Source organism: Salipiger marinus, assembly GCF_035481585.1.
GTDB lineage: Bacteria > Pseudomonadota > Alphaproteobacteria > Rhodobacterales > Rhodobacteraceae > Salipiger > Salipiger marinus.
Window position 1 is genome coordinate 183,204 of record NZ_JAYKSL010000006.1, and the last position, 15,257, is coordinate 198,460.

Annotated in this window: 16 protein-coding genes; 7 read left to right on the forward strand and 9 right to left on the reverse strand. The window is 68.3% G+C overall.

Annotated elements, in window-relative coordinates; translation table 11 throughout:
- Positions 1-40: 40 nt before the first annotated feature.
- The 4 genes from VK682_RS10265 (at position 41) to VK682_RS10275 (ending at position 3,576) form a co-directional block, all read left to right on the forward strand.
- A complete protein-coding gene (locus VK682_RS10265; protein WP_230794293.1) occupies positions 41-949 on the forward strand; it encodes a lytic transglycosylase domain-containing protein in 909 nt (302 codons plus the stop codon).
- A gap of 69 nt (positions 950-1,018) precedes the next feature.
- Positions 1,019-2,062 carry an alkane 1-monooxygenase gene (locus VK682_RS10270; protein ID WP_230794292.1) on the forward strand — a complete coding sequence of 348 codons (1,044 nt, stop codon included), beginning with the start codon at positions 1,019-1,021 and terminating at the stop codon, positions 2,060-2,062.
- Positions 2,063-2,126: 64 nt separating this feature from the next.
- Positions 2,127-3,071, forward strand: coding sequence for a coiled-coil domain-containing protein (locus tag VK682_RS27345; RefSeq protein ID WP_425262617.1), 945 nt, complete (start codon positions 2,127-2,129; stop codon positions 3,069-3,071).
- Between the two features lie 100 nt (positions 3,072-3,171).
- Entirely contained in the window at positions 3,172-3,576 is a 405-nt protein-coding gene (locus VK682_RS10275; RefSeq protein ID WP_089847135.1) for a hypothetical protein, read from the forward strand.
- 122 nt (positions 3,577-3,698) lie between these two features.
- Here the strand turns inward: VK682_RS10275 and xseA are convergent, their stop codons facing one another.
- Positions 3,699-5,186: an exodeoxyribonuclease VII large subunit gene (gene xseA / locus VK682_RS10280; RefSeq protein ID WP_230794291.1), complete on the reverse strand. Its 1,488-nt coding sequence runs from the start codon at positions 5,184-5,186 to the stop codon at positions 3,699-3,701.
- A gap of 73 nt (positions 5,187-5,259) precedes the next feature.
- Here xseA and purD point away from each other — a divergent pair, with 73 nt between their 5' ends.
- Positions 5,260-6,522: a phosphoribosylamine--glycine ligase gene (gene purD / locus VK682_RS10285; RefSeq protein ID WP_230794290.1), complete on the forward strand. Its 1,263-nt coding sequence runs from the start codon at positions 5,260-5,262 to the stop codon at positions 6,520-6,522.
- A 296-nt stretch (positions 6,523-6,818) separates the two neighbouring features.
- Here purD and dps read toward each other — a convergent pair whose 3' ends face one another.
- From dps to mgtE, 3 genes are all read right to left on the reverse strand, one after another.
- On the reverse strand, positions 6,819-7,304 hold the full coding sequence (gene dps, locus VK682_RS10290; RefSeq protein WP_230794289.1) for a DNA starvation/stationary phase protection protein Dps: 486 nt from the start codon (positions 7,302-7,304) through the stop codon (positions 6,819-6,821).
- 79 nt (positions 7,305-7,383) lie between these two features.
- Positions 7,384-7,944 carry a 5-formyltetrahydrofolate cyclo-ligase gene (locus tag VK682_RS10295; RefSeq protein ID WP_230794288.1) on the reverse strand — a complete coding sequence of 187 codons (561 nt, stop codon included), beginning with the start codon at positions 7,942-7,944 and terminating at the stop codon, positions 7,384-7,386.
- On the reverse strand, positions 7,941-9,335 hold the full coding sequence (mgtE, locus tag VK682_RS10300; protein WP_230794287.1) for a magnesium transporter: 1,395 nt from the start codon (positions 9,333-9,335) through the stop codon (positions 7,941-7,943). Before mgtE ends, VK682_RS10295 begins: the two co-directional genes overlap by 4 nt.
- A 117-nt stretch (positions 9,336-9,452) precedes the next feature.
- Here mgtE and guaD point away from each other — a divergent pair, with 117 nt between their 5' ends.
- Positions 9,453-10,742: a guanine deaminase gene (gene guaD / locus VK682_RS10305; RefSeq protein WP_230794286.1), complete on the forward strand. Its 1,290-nt coding sequence runs from the start codon at positions 9,453-9,455 to the stop codon at positions 10,740-10,742.
- Here the strand turns inward: guaD and VK682_RS10310 are convergent.
- The 5 genes from VK682_RS10310 to VK682_RS10330 all read right to left on the reverse strand — a co-directional run bounded on the left by VK682_RS10310 (position 10,739) and on the right by VK682_RS10330 (position 14,440).
- On the reverse strand, positions 10,739-11,245 hold the full coding sequence (locus VK682_RS10310) for a CAP domain-containing protein (RefSeq protein ID WP_089847122.1): 507 nt from the start codon (positions 11,243-11,245) through the stop codon (positions 10,739-10,741). The two genes, guaD and VK682_RS10310, sit on opposite strands and share 4 nt — an antisense overlap.
- A 71-nt stretch (positions 11,246-11,316) precedes the next feature.
- Positions 11,317-11,787, reverse strand: a complete 471-nt coding sequence (locus tag VK682_RS10315) for a CAP domain-containing protein (RefSeq protein ID WP_324781761.1) — start codon at positions 11,785-11,787, stop codon at positions 11,317-11,319.
- 30 nt (positions 11,788-11,817) lie between these two features.
- Positions 11,818-13,155: an 8-oxoguanine deaminase gene (locus VK682_RS10320; protein ID WP_230794284.1), complete on the reverse strand. Its 1,338-nt coding sequence runs from the start codon at positions 13,153-13,155 to the stop codon at positions 11,818-11,820.
- A 57-nt stretch (positions 13,156-13,212) separates the two neighbouring features.
- The gene (locus VK682_RS10325) at positions 13,213-14,013 is read right to left on the reverse strand and encodes an inositol monophosphatase family protein (protein ID WP_230794283.1); all 801 of its coding nucleotides are present in this window, start codon (positions 14,011-14,013) and stop codon (positions 13,213-13,215) included.
- 58 nt (positions 14,014-14,071) lie between these two features.
- Complete coding sequence (locus tag VK682_RS10330; RefSeq protein ID WP_089847114.1) at positions 14,072-14,440, reverse strand: helix-turn-helix domain-containing protein; 369 nt, start codon at positions 14,438-14,440, stop codon at positions 14,072-14,074.
- Between the two features lie 279 nt (positions 14,441-14,719).
- On the opposite strand from VK682_RS10330, the gene VK682_RS10335 reads away from it, so the two are divergent.
- On the forward strand, positions 14,720-15,257 hold a 538-nt coding region (locus VK682_RS10335; RefSeq protein ID WP_324781762.1), incomplete at its 3' end, for an alcohol dehydrogenase catalytic domain-containing protein.

Below are 15,257 nucleotides of genomic sequence, written 5' to 3' on the forward strand. Positions count from 1 at the left end.
CCGAGTTGACCGGAGCGCCGCGCCCCCGCATGGATGGCATATGTGGCGCCGTCTCGTGATCCTTGTGTTTGTGCTGATGCAGGCGGCGCCGCTGCGCGCGGATGCGCTGCCGCATTGGGCCGAACCGGGCACGCTCTGTTCGCCCGGCGCCTTTGGTCCGGTGCACTGCATCCGGCCCTCGCAGGTGGTGCATGACACCTGCCACGCGATCGGGGCGCTGGCGCGTCATCACGGGCTCGATCCCGCGTTCTTCGCCCGGCTGCTCTGGCAGGAAAGCCGCTTTGATCCACACGCGGTCAGCCCCGCCAATGCGCAGGGCATCGCGCAGTTCATCCCCTCCACCGCCGCGCTGCGCGGGCTTGCCGATCCGTTCAACCCCGCCGAGGCGCTGGAATATTCCGCCGAATATCTGGGCGAACTGGTGCGGCGCTACGGCAATCCCGGCCTTGCCGCCGTCGCCTATAACGGCGGCGAGGGCCGCGCCGACGGGCTGGTGGCGGGCTCGGGCGGGCTGGCGCGCGAAACCGTCGATTACGTGCGCATCATCACCGGACTGCCTGCCGAGATCTGGCGCGACGCCCCGCCCGAGACGCCGGATTTTGCGCTGCAGCCCGATCTGCCCTTCGCGCAGGCCTGTCACGATCTGGCCCGCAACCGCCGCCTGACCGCCTATCCCGACGCGCCGCCACCGCGCAAGCCATGGGGCATCCAGATGGCGTTTGGCACCACGCAGGACCGCGCGCTGGCGCAGTTCCGCGCGCGCGCCCGCAGCTGTTCGGCGCTGGTGGGGTCAGAGGATCCGGATCTGATCTGGCAGAAAAGCCGCGCCAGCCCGGCGGGCGGCTACTGGATGGCCCGTCTGGGCCGCGACGGGCGCGACGAGGCATGGCGGCTCTGCACCCGGCTGAAGGCGCAGGGCTGCGTCTGCGCGGTCTATCGCAATGACTAGCCCGTCACCCTGCCTTAACCGGACCGGGCGCAGACTGTCCGCAGCCCCCGCCAGCAGGAGCCCCGCGCCATGATCCGCTTTGCCACGGCCACGCTGCTGGCGACCGCCCTGCTGGCGGCGGCGCTGATCCATGGCGGCGCCGCTCTGGCCGGTCTGGCGCTGGCCTATATCACCGTGCTGACATGGGCGCTGGATCATGTAGCAGCGCTCGCCGCCCCCGATCTGCCCGAGGCGGAGTTTCCCGCAGGCGACGGGCTGGCGCTGCTGCTGGGTCTTGCCCATCTGCCGCTGCTGTATGGCGGGGTCGCGGTGCTGGCCAGCCCCGAGACCCCGGCACTGACCCGCGGGCTGCTGTTTCTGGCGCTGGGGCTCTATCTGGGGCAGGTCAGCAATTCCGTCGCCCATGAGCTGATCCACCGCCCCGGACGCGGGCTGCGCCGTTTGGGCACGCTGGTCTTTGTCTCGCTGCTGTTCGGGCATCACGTCTCGGCGCATCTGCGGGTGCATCACGTCCATGCCGCGACGCCGCGTGATCCCAACTCCGCGCCGCTGGGGCAAAGCTGGTACCGCTTCGCCCCGCGCGCCTGGATCGGATCGTTTCGCGCGGGCTATCGCGCCGAACAGCGCCTGCGCGCCGCAGGCGCGGGCGGGCTGCATCCTTACGCGCTCTATCTGGGCGGCGGGCTGGCCTCGCTGGTCCTCGCGGCGGGGCTGGGCGGCGGGGGCGGGGTTCTGGCGCTGCTGGCGCTTGGCGCCTATGCGCAGGCGCAGCTGCTGCTGTCGGATTACGTGCAGCATTACGGGCTGCGGCGGCGGCAGCTTGCCCCGGGCCGCTACGCCCCGGTGGGGCCCGCACATAGCTGGAACGCGCCGCAGGGCTGGTCGGCAGCGCTCATGGTCAACGCACCGCGCCATTCGGACCACCACACCAGCCCCGCCCGCGCCTATCCCGGGCTGCGGCTCGACCGGCAGACCATGCCGGTCCTGCCCTATGCGCTGCCGGTGATGGCGGTGATTGCCCTGATCCCGCCGCTCTGGCGCCGCCTGATGGACCGCCGCGCCCGCGCCCTGCGCCCGGACGGGCCGCAGGGCGCAGGCCCCGGATCTGGCTGAAAGGCTGGCTGAAAGGCTGGCTGAAAGGCTGGCTGAAAGGCTGGCTGAAAGGCTGGCTGAAAGGCTGGCTGAAAGGCTGGCTGAAAGGCTGGCTGAAAGGCTGGCTGAAAGGCTGGCTGAAAGGCTGGCTGAAAGGCTGGCTGAAAGGCTGGCTGAAAGGCTGGCTGAAAGGCTGGCTGAAAGGCTGGCTGAAAGGCTGGCTGAAAGGCTGGCTGAAAGGCTGGCTGAAAGGCTGGCTGAAAGGCTGGCTGAAAGGCTGGCTGAAAGGCTGGCTGAAAGGCTGGCTGAAAGGCTGGCTGAAAGGCTGGCTGAAAGGCTGGCTGAAAGGCTGGCTGAAAGGCTGGCTGAAAGGCTGGCTGAAAGGCTGGCTGAAAGGCTGGCTGAAAGGCTGGCTGAAAGGCTGGCTGAAAGGCTGGCTGAAAGGCTGGCTGAAAGGCTGGCTGAAAGGCTGGCTGAAAGGCTGGCTGAAAGGCTGGCTGAAAGGCTGGCTGAAAGGCTGGCTGAAAGGCTGGCTGAAAGGCTGGCTGAAAGGCTGGCTGAAAGGCTGGCTGAAAGGCTGGCTGAAAGGCTGGCTGAAAGGCTGGCTGAAAGGCTGGCTGAAAGGCTGGCTGAAAGGCTGGCTGAAAGGCTGGCTGAAAGGCTGGCTGAAAGGCTGGCTGAAAGGCTGGCTGAAAGGCTGGCTGAAAGGCTGGCTGAAAGGCTGGCTGAAAGGCTGGCTGAAAGGCTGGCTGAAAGGCTGGCTGAAAGGCTGGCTGAAAGGCTGGCTGAAAGGCTGGCTGAAAGGCTGGCTGAAAGGCTGGCTGAAAGGCTGGCTGAAAGGCTGGCTGAAAGGCTGGCTGAAAGGCTGGCTGAAAGGCTGGCTGAAAGGCTGGCTTCCGGAGCGTCCAGTCATGGCTGGCGAGCTGGCGGCGCCCGATCCGGGCGCAGGGCTGGCTTGCTGGCGTCTGACACCACTGCTAGACCTTCTCGCGCAGCAGGTCAATTTAATTCTTGCAAATCAAATAGTTGACTAAATTTGTCATCATCTCGACCGACCACCTGCCGCGGAAACCGCCGCCACCACCGCAACAGGGCTTTTCCCGCGCGCCAAGCTCTGCCATGGTCGCCGCATGCGCGCATTCCTGATCCCGGCCCTTCTGGCCCTCGCCGCCCTGCCCCTGGCCTCCCGCGCCGACGAACCGCTCGCGGCGCCGGAGTTCGAAGCCTATGTGCAGGGCAAGACGCTGTATTTCGGTCTGGGCGGCCAGCCCTACGGCGCCGAGGAATACCTGCCTGACCGCCATGTGCGCTGGTCCTTCCTTGACGGGCGCTGCAAGGACGGGCGCTGGTACGAAGAGGCGGGCATGATCTGTTTCGTCTACGAAGACACCTCCATCCCGCAATGCTGGAGCTTCTTCCGCGAAGGCAACGGGCTGCGCGCCGTCTTCGAGAACGACCCCGCCAGCACCGTGCTTTACGAAGCGCGGCAGAGCGATGAGCCCATGATCTGCATGGGCCCCGACGTCGGCGTCTGACCGGATCCTGCGCTTCCAGCGGCCCCAAATATCCCGGGGGAGTCCGCCCCCGGCGGACGGGGGCAGAGCCCCCTGCCTGCCCTTCCCGGCCCGCCACCACCCAGGCAGGCCTTCCGGCGCACTCAGAACAGGCTGCCCTGTTCGGGGGGCTTTGCCGACCTGCGCGCGGACTTGACCCCGACCGTGCCGCCGCCTGCCTTGACCCGGCCATCGGCAAATTCGATCTCCAGCACCGCCGCCGCCTGCGCCTCGGCCTGACGGGTCAGCACCTGACCGTCCTCGCCGCGCACCACCGCATAGCCGCGCGCCAGCGTGCCCTTGTAGCTCAGCGTCTGCAGCAGCCGCTCCAGCCCCGCCAGCCGGTCACGCGGCATGGCGATGCGCCGCGCCCCAGCCTCGGCCAGCCGCTCTGCCAGCACCTCCAGCCGCGCGCGCCCCTGCGTCAGGTCGCGCTGGATCGGACGCAGGCTCAGCCGGTCGGCCCGCCGCCCCAGCGCCTCGCCCCGCAGCGCCAGCAGCCGCGTCAGCAGCCCCGGACGCAGCGCCCCCGCCGGCCCAGAAAGCGCCAGACGCCGCCGGTCGACGCCACGGATCAGCGCCTGCGGCAGCCGGTCCGCCAGCAGGTCAAGACGCTGACGCGGCCCTTCCAGCAGGGTCTCCGCCCGGGGCATCACCCGCACGAGATCGCGCAGGCGCTGGCCGCGCACCTCCAGCCGCTGGCCCTGTGCCCGGGTCAGGCGCGACTGCGCCTCCGCCACCCGCGCCAGCAGATCCATGCGCACCGGCACCGCCATTTCCGCCGCCGCTGTCGGCGTCGGCGCCCGGCGGTCCGACACGAAATCGATCAGCGTGGTGTCGGTCTCATGCCCCACCGCCGAAATCAGCGGGATCGCCGAAGCCGCGGCGGCCCGCGCCACGCTTTCCTCGTTGAACCCCCACAGATCCTCCACCGACCCGCCGCCGCGCGCGACGATCAGCAGGTCGGGCCGCGGCAGCGCGCCGCCCGGGCGCAGCCGGTTGAAGCCTTCGATGGCGCGCACCACCTCGGGGGCGCAGTTCTGCCCCTGCACCGCCACCGGCCAGATCAGCACCTTGCGCGGGAACCGGTCGCGCAGCCGGTGCAGGATGTCGCGGATCACCGCCCCCGTGGGCGAGGTGATGACCCCGATCACCTCGGGCAGAAACGGCAGCGGCCGCTTGCGGGACGGATCGAACAGCCCTTCGGCCTGCAGCAGCGCCTTGCGCTTTTCCAGCATGGCCATCAGCGCGCCCAGACCGGCGGGCCGCATGTCCTCGATGATGATCTGGTAACGGGACTGGCCGGGATAGGTGGTCAGCCGCCCGGTGACGATGACCTCCATCCCTTCCTCGGGCTGCACCTCCAGCCGCTGCGCCACGCCGCGCCAGATGATGCCGGACATGACGGCGCTGTCATCCTTCAGGTCCAGATAGACATGGCCGGATTTGGGGAGCGAGATGCGGCCCAGCTCGCCCCGCACCCGGACAAAGGAAAATTCGCCCTCGATCACCTTCTTGACCGCCCCGGACAGTTCCGAGACGGTGAATTCCGGCGTGTTGCCCGTCTCTGCGGGCTCGAATAGATCGGACATGCGCGCTCGCTTGCTCTTGGCCTCGCCCGACCTTAGAACGCGCGGCAACAAAGGCCAAGGCGGGAGAGCCCTCATGAACATCCTCATCCTCGGCGGTGGCGGGCGCGAACACGCCCTCGCCTGGGCCGTGCTGCAGAATCCCAAATGCGGCAAACTGATCGTGGCGCCGGGCAATGCGGGCATCGCGCAGATCGCGGAATGCGCCAGCCTCGACATCGAGGATGGCGGCACCGTGGCGGAATTCGCCGAAAGCCAGTCCATCGATCTGGTCATCATCGGACCGGAGGCGCCGCTCGCCGCAGGGGTGGCCGACCGGCTGCGCGAGGCAGGGCTGCTGGTCTTCGGCCCCAGTCAGGCAGCGGCCCGGCTTGAAGCCTCCAAGGCCTTCACCAAGGAAATCTGCGCCGCCGTGGGCGCCCCCACCGCAGGCTATGGCCATTTCACCGAGGCCGAAGCCGCCCGCGCCCATGTGCGCCAGACCGGGGCACCGATCGTCATCAAGGCTGACGGGCTGGCCGCAGGCAAGGGCGTGATCATCGCCGAAACCGTGGCCGAGGCCGAGGCCGCGATCGACGACATGTTCGGCGGCGCCTTTGGCGGCGCGGGCGCCGAGGTGGTGATCGAGGAGTTCATGACCGGCGAAGAAGCCTCGTTCTTCGTGCTGGTCGATGGCGAGACGGTGCTGCCCATCGGCACGGCGCAGGATCACAAGCGGGTGGGCGACGGCGATACCGGCCCCAATACCGGCGGCATGGGCGCCTATTCCCCCGCCCCGGTGCTGAGCGACGCGGTGGCGCAGCGCGCGCTGGACGAGATCGTGAAACCCACCATGGCCGAGATGGCGCGCCGCGGCATGCCCTATCAGGGCGTGCTTTATGCCGGGCTGATGATCAAGGATGGCGCGCCGAGGCTGGTGGAATACAACGTGCGCTTCGGCGATCCGGAATGTCAGGTGCTGATGATGCGGCTTGGCGGACAGGTGCTGGATCTGATCGTGGCCTGCGCCGAAGGACGGCTGGAGGAGGCCGGGGTCACATGGGCCGAAGATCACGCGCTGACCGTGGTGCTGGCCGCACGAGGCTATCCCGGGGCTTACGCCAAGGGCACCAAGATCCGGGGGCTGGACAGCCTGCCCGAGGACAGTTTCCAGCAGATGTTCCATGCGGGCACCGTGATGCGCGAGGGGCGCATGCTGGCCAATGGCGGGCGGGTGCTGAACGCCACGGCCCGCGGCGCGACGCTGGCCGAGGCACAGGCCCGCGCCTATGCGCTGGCCGATGCGCTGGACTGGCCGGAGGGCTTCTGCCGCCGCGATATCGGCTGGCGCGCGCTCTGACCTCGACCACCCCCGCAGGACGCAGATCAGGCAGGACAGCGGGGCGCCAGACCCCGTTCCCGGGGGCGATGCGCGCATCGCCCCCCTTCTGACGTCACGCGGCGGACGGGGGCAGCGGGGGCTCTGCCCCCGTCCGCTGACGCGGACTCCCCCGGGATATTTGGGGCCGCTGGAAGCGCATGTCTCGGCGCGGGAGCCGCAATGCGCCACCTGCGGGCACAAAATGGGCGGCTTTCGTGTTCAAAAACCAAGCGGCCTCCGCAAGGGAGGCCGCTTTTTCTGTCTTGGGAGACCGGTCAGGCGGATTTGGGGCTGTTCGAGCCGATGAACCATGCGTCCTTGTCGGCGGCGCGGATCACTTCGGTGAAAAGATCGGCGGTGCCCTCGTCACCGGCCTCGTCGGCGGCCTCGATCGCTTCGCGCAGATTGGTGCTGTAGGCGCCGAAGCGGTCCACAAGCGCTGCGATGTGATCGTCGATCTCGGTGATGTCGGTGGGATAGGGCTCCAGCCCGCTGGCCTTGGCGGCGACCTCCACGGTGCCCTGCGCCAGACCGCCGAGGATCGCGGCGCGTTCGGCCATCAGGTCGGCGCCGTCGCGCAGGTGGTCCGCCACATCGTCCAGCAGCTCATGCACCCCGATGAATCCGCGCCCCTTGAGGTTCCAATGCGCCTGCTTCACCGCGTTGGTCAGCGCGATGGTGTCGGCAAGGCGCGCGTTGAGCACCCCCACCATGTCCTTGCGGGCGTTTTCCTTGAGATAGGGGACAAAACTCTGCGGCATGAATCTCTCCTGTGATGCAATCCGGTCCCGGTCGGGACCGTTCTGACCCCCAAACGCAGCCAAGGCGGCGCGGGTTCCCTCAGCCCGGGGTCAGGATGCCGCTTTCCGTCACGATCAGATCCAGCGGCGCATCGGTGGGCTCCAGCGGCAGATGATCCGCCTCCTGCGCCGCATAGGCAAAGCCGAGCGCCAGCACCGGGCCGTTCCTGCGCAGCGCGTCCAGCGTGCGGTCGTAAAAGCCGCCGCCATAGCCCAGCCGGGCCCCCGCGCGGGTGAAGGCCAGTAGCGGCACGATGAGGATTTCCGGGGTCAGAACCTCGGGCCGGGCCGGGATGCGGGCGCCATAGGGGCCCTCGACCAGCGGCATGTCGGGCTCCCACCGGGCAAAGCGCAGCGGCTGGCCGGGGGCCTCGATCACCGGGATGGCGACGGGGCCATGGGCTGCGGCCTCGGCCATGGCGGGCAGCGGGTCAATCTCCGTCCGGATCGGCATATAGCCCGCCAGCGGCACGCCGCGATAGCCTGCGAGGAGCGAGGAAAGCATCCCCGCCGCCTGCCCCGCATCGGCGGCATGGGCCGCCGCGCGGCGGGCGGCGGCGGCGCGGCGCGCGCGGGCCTTGATCGCGGCCAGATCGGTCACAGCAGCACCAGAACGGCGAGGCCCAGAAAGGCGAAGAAGCCCACCACATCGGTCACCGTGGTCACGAAGGCCCCCGAGGCCAGCGCCGGATCGACGCGCAGCTTGTCGAGCACGACCGGCACCACGATCCCCGCCAGCCCCGCCACCACAAGGTTGATGACCATGGCCGCCGCGATCACGCCCCCCAGCGCGGGCGAGCCGAACCAGAAGATGCCCACCAGCCCCATGACCAGCGCGAAGGCCAGCCCGTTGACCAGCCCCACCATCACCTCGCGCCCGATCACCCGCCAGACGTTCGATCCGGTCAGGTCGCGCGTGGCCAGCGCCCGCACCGCCACGGTCAGCGCCTGCGTCCCGGCATTGCCGCCCATGGAGGCCACGATGGGCATCAGCACCGCCAGCGCCACCACCTGCGTGATCGCCGCCTCGAACTGCGCGATGACCAGCGAGGCCAGCACCGCCGTCACCAGATTGACCGCCAGCCACGGAAAACGCTGCCGGGTGGTTTCCAGCACGCTGTCCGACAGGCGGCTTTCCTCGCCCACCCCGGCCAGACGCAGGATGTCTTCCTCGTGCTCCTCGTCGAGCACCGCCATGGCGTCGTCGATGGTGATCACCCCCACCAGCCGGTCGTTTTCATCCACCACCGGGGCCGAGATCAGGTGATACTGGTTGAAGGCATAGGCCACTTCGGATTCGGGCCGGGTCACCGGGATGACATGGAAGGTCTCTTCCAGCAGCGAGGCCAGCGCCACCTCGCGGCGCGAGGACATGAGCTTGCCCAGCGTCACATTGCCCACCGGGCGCAGTTTCGGATCCACCAGCACGATGTGGTAGAACTGTTCGGGCAGATCCTCGGTGCGGCGCAGATAGTCGATGGCCTCGCCCACGGTCCAGTGCTCCGGGGCCATCACCACCTCGCGCTGCATCAGGCGGCCTGCGGAATATTCCGGATAGGTCAGCGACTGTTCGACGGCGACACGGTCGCTGTCTTCGAGCACATCCAGAATCGCTTCCTGCTGCGCCTCGTCCAGATCCTCCAGCAGGTCGACCACGTCATCCGAATCAAGCTCGCGCACCGCATCGGCCAGAACCTCGGGGTTCAGGGTGCGGATCACCTCCTCGCGGATCGACTCGTCGAGTTCGGTCAGGATCTCGCCGTCGAACTCCCGGTCATAAAGCTTGATCAGCCGCATCCGGTCGAAGGCGTTGATCTGTTCCAGAAGGTCGGCGATGTCGGCGGGGTGCAGCGGCTCCATCAGCTCGATCAGACGCAGGCGGTCGCCCACATCCACGGCATACAGGATCGCCGTCACCACCTTGCGTTCAAGCGGGTTGGTCGTGTCCTCGCGCGCGTCGTCATCCGCCGTGGTGCCGGTGTGATCGGTCATGCCCTGCCCCGTTGCCTCTGGTTCCGGCCAAATCTAGGGGATCACGGGATAAAGCAACAGGGCGCATTGCGGTAGGCGGTGCGGCGCTGCATCTTCGGCACAGAAGAGGGACCATATATGACCGACATGCTGCATCTGGGACAGACGCTGAGCTTCGCAGGCTCGCCCTTCGATCTGGGGCCGGAGGCCGTGCGCCATGACCGCCATGGCGCGCTGCTGGTCTCGGGCGGGCGCATCGCCGCCATGGGCGCCGCCGACACCCTGCGCGCGGCGCATCCGCAGGTGCCCGTGATGGATCACGGCACGGCGCTGATCGTGCCGGGGTTTGTCGATGCCCATACGCATTACCCGCAGACCGGCATGATCGCGAGCTGGGGCAAGCGGCTGATCGACTGGCTCAACGACTACACCTTCCCGACCGAGGCGCGGTTTGCCGATCCCGCCCATGCCGCCGAGGTGGCGGGGCGCTATCTGGATCTGCTGCTGGCGCATGGCACCACCTCGGTCTGTTCCTACTGCACGATCCACCCCGCCTCGGTGGAGGCGCTGTTTCAGGCCGCCGAGGCGCGCGGGATGCGGGTGTTTGCGGGCAAGACCTGCATGGACCGCGACACCGCCCCCGCCTTCCTGCGCGACAGCGCGCAGTCCGCCTATGACGACAGCGCGGCGCTGCTGGCGCGCTGGCACGGCAAGGGGCGGGCGGAATATGTCATCACGCCGCGATTCTCGCCCACCTCGACCCCAGCCCAGCTGGAGGCGCTGGGGGCGCTCTGGGCCGAACATCCCGGCTGCCTGATGCAGACGCATCTGTCGGAACAGACCGACGAGATTGCATGGGTGCGCGGGCTTTACCCGCAGGCGCGGGATTATCTGGATACTTACGAGGCGCATGGGCTGCTGGGGCCGCGCGGGCTTTATGGTCATGCCATCCATCTGGAGCCGCGCGAACGCGACCGGCTGCGCGAGGTGGGCGCGGCGCTGGTGCACTGCCCCACCTCCAACACCTTCATCGGGTCGGGGCTTTTTGACATGGACGGGCTGACGCGTGCGGGTCTGCGGGTGGGGCTTGCCACCGATACCGGGGGCGGCTCGTCCTTTTCCATGCTGCGCACCATGGCCGCCGCCTATGAGGTGGCGCAGCTGCGCCACCGCGCGCTGCATCCGGCGGAACTGCTATGGCTTGCGACCCAAGGATCGGCCCGCGCGTTGGGGGCCGAAGACCGGATCGGCAATCTGGCCCCCGGGCTGGAGGCGGATTTCACCGTGCTTGACCTGGCCTCCACCCCCGCCATCGCGCAGCGCGTGGCCGAGGCGGAAAGCCTGTGGGAGGTGCTGTTTCCGACCATCATGATGGGGGATGACCGCGCCATCCGCGCCACCTGGGTGGCGGGGCGGCAGGCGCGTTAGCGCGGCTTGCCCAGCACCAGCGTCCAGTATTGCCCCACCTGCGCCAGACCAAAATCGCGCAGGTCGGGCCGCAGCATCGCCTGCCGGTGCGAAGGCGATTTTTCCCAAAGCTCCATGGCGCTGTCGATGCCGAATGGCGTCATGGCAAGGTTTTCGGCCACATGCGAATAGGTGTAGCCCGCGCGCTTCGCCCTGTCGCCAACGCGGCTGCCATCGCTGCCCTGATGCGCCATGCGCCCGGTGCGGGCCATGTCGCGCGACTGCACCTCTGCCGCCTGCTGCAGACGCGGGTTGCGGTGCAGGGGCGACAGGCCGCGCGCCTGACGCCAGCTGTTCAGCGCCTGTGCCGCGGCCTTGGGGCTGGTCTGGGTGATCCGGTCCGGCGCCGGGCGCAGTTCGGAAATGGAGGCGTCGCCCGACTGGGCCAGCCGGACATCGCCGCGCGTGTCGGCGCAGGCAGCCCCCGTCAGCAGCAGGGAACAGAGGACAAGAGCGGCTCGCATGGCATTTCTCCTTTGGCACCGCTCCCTAACCTGCACCGCGACGCGGCTTCGGCAAGGGGCGGCGCCCCGGATCAGCGGGCGCCCGCCACCACCATCGCCCAGTAATTGCCCGACTGCGCCAGCCCGTATTCGCGCACCCGGGGCATCAGCATATTGGCGCGGTGCGGCGGCGAGTCGATCCAGATGCGCATCGCCGCGTCCAGCCCGCCCCGGGTGACGGCGATGTTTTCCGCCCCCGCCCGCAGCCGGTAGCCGCTGCGCTGGATGCGGTCGCCGATGCTGCTGCCATCGCTGCCGGTATGGGTCATCTCGCCCCGCGCCGCCATGTCCCGCGCATGGGCGGCGGCCACCTCCTGCAGCACCGGCGAAAAGCTCAGCGGTGCCATGCCGTTTTCCGCGCGAAAGGCGTTAAGCCGGGCGCCGCGTGCGTCCTCCACAAAGGTCTCCGGCGCGGTGCTGCCCGAGGATGAGGGCAGCGGCACCGGCACGCAGGCAGGCGCAAACAGCAGCAAAAACGGCAGGCAGAGTCTGGCAACAAACATCAGGAATGACCTCCAATCTTTTGATTTTCTTCAAAATTCCGAAAGCGTGCGCGCAAGGCGGTTCTGTCGCGCAACCACCGTGGGCAGATCCAGCGTCGTGATCTGCCCGTCGCGCACCACCTGCCGTCCCTCGACGAACAGGTGCCGCACCTTCTGCGGCCCCGCCAGCAGCAGCGCCGCCGGATCCCAGCTGCCCGCGCTTTCGATGCTGCTGACATCCCACAGCGCCAGATCGGCGCGCATCCCCACCGCCACCTGACCGCAGTCATGGCGGCCCAGCACCTCGGCCCCGCCGCGCGTGGCCAGCCGCAGCGCCGCACGCGCGCTCATGGCATCCGCGCCCTGCGCCACGCGCTGCAGCAGCAGAGCCTGCCGCGCCTCGGCGATCAGGTTGCCCATGTCATTGCTGGCCGACCCGTCAACGCCCAGCCCCACCGGCACCCCCGCCTCCAGCATGGCGGCGACGGGGGCGATGCCCGAACCAAGGCGGCAGTTGGAACAGGGGCAATGCGCGACGCCGGTTCTGGATCGTGCAAAAAGATCAATCTCTTGCGGGTCAAGCTTCACGCAATGCGCGTGCCAGACATCCGGCCCGGTCCAGCCCAGATCTTCGGCATATTGCCCCGGAGTGCAGCCAAAATTCGCCAGCGAATAGGCCACGTCCTCGGCATTTTCGGCCAGATGGGTGTGCAGCATCACGCCCTTGTCGCGGGCCAGCAGGGCCGCCTCGCGCATCAGGTCGCGCGACACCGAAAACGGCGAACAGGGCGCCACGCCGACGCGGATCATCGCGCCTTCGGACGGGTCGTGAAAGGCGTCGATGACGCGGATGCAGTCGGTGAGGATCGCCTCCTCGCGCTCCACCAGACTGTCGGGGGGCAGGCCGCCGTTCGAGGCGCCGATGCTCATGCTGCCGCGTGTGGCGTGAAAGCGCAGGCCGATGTCCTCGGCAGCGGCGATGGCATCATCCAGCCGCGCGCCGTTGGGATAGAGATAAAGGTGATCCGAGGTCAGCGAACAGCCCGACAGCGCCAGTTCCGCCAGCCCCACCTGCGCCGAGGTATAGATCTCTTCGGGGCCGAACCGCGCCCAGATCGGATAAAGCGTTTTCAGCCAGCCGAACAGCAGCGCGTCCTGCCCGCCGGGCACTGCCCGCGTCAGCGTCTGGTAAAGATGGTGATGGGTGTTCACCAGCCCCGGCGTCACCACGCAATGCCGCGCCTCGACCACCTCGCCCGTGGCGGGCAGCCCCTCGCCCATGGCGGCGATCACCCCGTCGCGCAGCAGAATGTCGATGCCACCCGGTTCGGTGGCGTCGTCATCCATGGTCAGCACGGTGCGGGCGTTGCGGATCAGCGTTTCTGTCATGGGTCTCTCCAGGTCTGGGGCCAGACTGCCCCGGGAACCGGCCAAAGAAAACCCGTCTCAGCCGTTCAGACGCGCCAGAGCTGCGGCATGAACCTCGGCATTGGCGGCGGCCAGCACCTGCCCGCCCTCATGCGCGGGGCCGCCCTGCCAGTTGGTGACGATGCCCCCCGCCGCCTCGATCACCGCGATCGGGGCCATCACGTCATAGACATGCAGCCCCGCCTCGATCACCAGATCGATCTGCCCGGCGGCCAGCAGCGCATAGGCGTAGCAGTCCATGCCATAGCGCACCAGCCGCACGTCCTGCGCCACACGCGCAAAGGCCGCGCGTTCCGCAGCGCTGCCGATTTCGGGAAAGGTGGTGAACAGCGTCGCCTGATCCAAGCCGCGGTGCGCGCGGGCCGCCAGCGTGCCCGCACCGTGGGGCGAGCGCCACGCGGCGCGGCCCAGCCCGCCTTCGAACCGTTCGCCGGTAAAGGGCTGGTCGATCAGGCCCAGCCTTGCGCCGCTGTCATCCGCCACGGCGATCAGCACGCCCCATGTGGGCGTGCCGCTCATGAAACCGCGGGTGCCGTCGATGGGATCAAGCACCCATGTCAGACCGCTCTGCCCCGGCTGCGGACCGTATTCCTCGCCCAGAATGCCGTCCTGCGGGCGGTGGACCGCCAGCAGGTCGCGCATGGCGCGTTCGGCGGCCCGGTCGGCCACCGTCACCGGGTCAAACCCGGCCGCTCCCTTGGATTCGGTTTCCAGCCCCGCGCTGCGGAAATGCGGCAGAATGGCCGCACGCGCCGCATCCGCCAGCACTGTGGCGGTCTGCCACAGGTCGTCGGCCAGTTGTGGTGAAATTGCTGCCATCCCGGGCCCCCTGCCTGCGCCTGATCCAAGGATCAGCTATCGCAGCGGGCGTCCCGGCTCAAGCCACGTCGGACAGAACGCGGGCCAGTTCGAACAACCGGCGACGCTGGTTTTCGGGGATTGCATAATAGGAGCGGACCAGATCCAGCGCTTCCTTGTCGCCAAGGATGTCGGTGGGCATGGCGCTGGCTTCGCCTGCGGCCTGCTCCGTCTCGATCCCTTCGAAGAAAAAGCTGACCGGCACTTCCAGCGCATCCGCGATGTCCCAGAGCCGCGACGCGCTGACGCGGTTCGCGCCGGTTTCATATTTCTGAATCTGCTGGAACTTGATGCCGACACGCTCTGCAAGCTGCTGCTGGGTCATGCCCACCAGCCACCGGCGGTGGCGGATACGTTTTCCAACGTGAACGTCAACAGGATGCGTCATCGGGTGTTCCTTCATCACTCGCCCACAATGGAGCACAAAAACCGTCCGCAAAGGGGACGCACGGAAGATACCTCGCTCAAGTCGGACGGACGCTACATCGGAACTATGACCAAAATCAAGCTGTTTGCGCCCCTCACGCTGAACAGGGTTAAATGAATGCTCTTCATGGTTGTGCCAGGGAGCCCCACCTTTGCGATCATTGGAAAAATTCATTCAGCATCTGATATATTTGGCAAATCCGAAAGAATCGCCGCCCCTGAACAGTGAGGGAGACCCCCGATGCGCGCCTTTCATCTTCTGACCGGGGCAGAGGCTCCGGCCCTGCTGGATCTGCCCGTGCCCGACCCGGCAGAGCATCAGATTCTGCTGCGCATCGCCGCCTGCGGCCTGAACTTCGCCGACCTGCTGATGATCGAGGGGCGGTATCAGGACACGCCCGACCGGCCCTTCACGCTGGGGATGGAAGTGGCGGGCACCGTGGCTGCCGTGGGGGCTGGCGTGACCCATCTGGCGGTCGGCGACCGGGTGGCGGTGTTCGGAGGCTCGGGCGGGCTGGCCGAATGGGGCAGCTTTGACGCCGCGCGTGCGGTGCCCCTGCCCGACAGCATGACCGAGGAGACGGCGGCGGGCTTCCAGATCGCCTATGGCACCAGCCATCTGGCGCTGGATCATCGCGCCCGGCTCTGCCCCGGCGAGACGCTGCTGGTGCTGGGGGCGGCGGGCGGCGTGGGGCTGACGGCGGTGGAGATCGGCAAGCTGATGGGCGCGCGGGTGGTGGCCTGCGCGCGCGGTGCCGACCGGCTGGAGGCGGCGCGCG

Bases quoted from the DNA above. Each gene is read 5' to 3' on its own strand.
- VK682_RS10265 (WP_230794293.1), top strand. From the start codon at position 41: ATGTGGCGCCGTCTCGTGATCCTTGTGTTTGTGCTGATGCAGGCGGCG.
- VK682_RS10270 (WP_230794292.1), top strand. From the start codon at position 1,019: ATGATCCGCTTTGCCACGGCCACGCTGCTGGCGACCGCCCTGCTGGCG.
- VK682_RS10275 (WP_089847135.1), top strand. From the start codon at position 3,172: ATGCGCGCATTCCTGATCCCGGCCCTTCTGGCCCTCGCCGCCCTGCCC.
- xseA (WP_230794291.1), bottom strand. From the start codon at position 5,186: ATGTCCGATCTATTCGAGCCCGCAGAGACGGGCAACACGCCGGAATTC.
- purD (WP_230794290.1), top strand. From the start codon at position 5,260: ATGAACATCCTCATCCTCGGCGGTGGCGGGCGCGAACACGCCCTCGCC.
- dps (WP_230794289.1), bottom strand. From the start codon at position 7,304: ATGCCGCAGAGTTTTGTCCCCTATCTCAAGGAAAACGCCCGCAAGGAC.
- mgtE (WP_230794287.1), bottom strand. From the start codon at position 9,335: ATGACCGATCACACCGGCACCACGGCGGATGACGACGCGCGCGAGGAC.
- guaD (WP_230794286.1), top strand. From the start codon at position 9,453: ATGACCGACATGCTGCATCTGGGACAGACGCTGAGCTTCGCAGGCTCG.
- VK682_RS10310 (WP_089847122.1), bottom strand. From the start codon at position 11,245: ATGCGAGCCGCTCTTGTCCTCTGTTCCCTGCTGCTGACGGGGGCTGCC.
- VK682_RS10315 (WP_324781761.1), bottom strand. From the start codon at position 11,787: ATGTTTGTTGCCAGACTCTGCCTGCCGTTTTTGCTGCTGTTTGCGCCT.
- VK682_RS10320 (WP_230794284.1), bottom strand. From the start codon at position 13,155: ATGACAGAAACGCTGATCCGCAACGCCCGCACCGTGCTGACCATGGAT.
- VK682_RS10325 (WP_230794283.1), bottom strand. From the start codon at position 14,013: ATGGCAGCAATTTCACCACAACTGGCCGACGACCTGTGGCAGACCGCC.
- VK682_RS10330 (WP_089847114.1), bottom strand. From the start codon at position 14,440: ATGACGCATCCTGTTGACGTTCACGTTGGAAAACGTATCCGCCACCGC.